2 protein-coding genes are annotated in these 1235 nt (G+C 67.0%); both read left to right on the top strand.

The annotated features are described in order from the left end of the window. The first annotated feature begins 205 nt into the window (after window positions 1–205). Complete coding sequence (gene rplM, locus I5E_RS10640) at window positions 206–652, top strand: 50S ribosomal protein L13 (RefSeq protein ID WP_022906970.1); 447 nt, start codon at window positions 206–208, stop codon at window positions 650–652. A 38-nt stretch (window positions 653–690) separates the two neighbouring features. Further along, window positions 691–1176 carry a 30S ribosomal protein S9 gene (gene rpsI, locus I5E_RS10645; RefSeq protein WP_022906971.1) on the top strand — a complete coding sequence of 162 codons (486 nt, stop codon included), beginning with the start codon at window positions 691–693 and terminating at the stop codon, window positions 1174–1176. Window positions 1177–1235 lie beyond the last annotated feature (59 nt).

A 1235-nucleotide genomic window follows, 5' to 3' on the forward strand; every position in this document is an offset into this window, starting at 1 on the left:
GGGCCGCACCGTGCCTCCCGTCCGTCTCCGCGCGCGTTCGACAACGCGAGTCGCGTCGGGTAGGCTCTCACCTTGGTCTGCGCGCTCCGTGCGCCGGACAGTCAGATGAGCCCTCCACCGGGCAGTTCACACGGGTTCTCCCACGTGAACACCCACCGGAGCGGGATTCACGGACTCCTCACCTCGACACGAAAGCAGCACCACTGTGACTCGTACGTTCTCCCCGAAGCCGGCAGACGTCCAGCACGACTGGATCGTCATCGACGCGACCGACGTCGTCCTCGGCCGTCTCGCCACCCACGCCGCGGCGCTCCTGCGCGGCAAGCACAAGGCCACCTTCGCCCAGCACATGGACATGGGTGACTACGTCATCATCGTGAACGCCGACAAGGTCGCCCTGACCGGTTCGAAGCTCGCGAAGAAGGTCTACTACCGCCACTCGGGCTACCCGGGCGGCCTCACGGCGACCTCCTACCCGGAGATGCTCGAGAAGCACCCGACCCGCGCCGTCGAGAAGGCGATCCGCGGCATGCTCCCGAAGAACACCCTCGGTCGCGAGCAGCTCAAGAAGCTGAAGGTCTACGCCGGCGCGGAGCACCCGCACTCGGCGCAGCAGCCCAAGGCGTACACCTTCGACCAGGTCGCACAGTAGTTCCGGCCACGACGACTTCCAAGGACTAGGTAAAACTCATGGCTCAGATCGCTGACTCCCTCGACCAGACCCCGGAGAGCTTCACCACGGAGAGCGCACCCGCCGCTTCCGAGGCCGCTCCCCGTCAGATCCTCAACGTCTCGGGCGGTGCCGTCGGGCGCCGCAAGGAGGCCATCGCGCGCGTCCGTCTCGTCCCGGGCTCCGGCTCGTTCGTCGTGAACGGCCGCTCGCTCGAGGACTACTTCCCGAACAAGCTGCACCAGCAGCTCATCAACGACCCGTTCAAGGTGCTCGAGCTCCTCGGCGCCTACGACGTCGTCGCCCGCATCACCGGTGGCGGCCCCTCGGGTCAGGCCGGTGCGCTCCGCCTCGCCATCGCCCGTTCGCTGAACGAGATCGACCGCGAGAACAACCGCGCCACCCTCAAGAAGGCCGGCTTCCTCACCCGTGACGCCCGCGTCATCGAGCGCAAGAAGGCTGGTCTCAAGAAGGCCCGCAAGGCGTCGCAGTTCTCGAAGCGCTAGTCGTCACCGGCTGAAGATCGCCATGCCGCGTCTGTTCGGTACCGACGGGGGTCGTGGGT

Source organism: Curtobacterium sp. B18, from assembly GCF_000333375.1.
Classification (GTDB): Bacteria; Actinomycetota; Actinomycetes; order Actinomycetales; family Microbacteriaceae; genus Curtobacterium.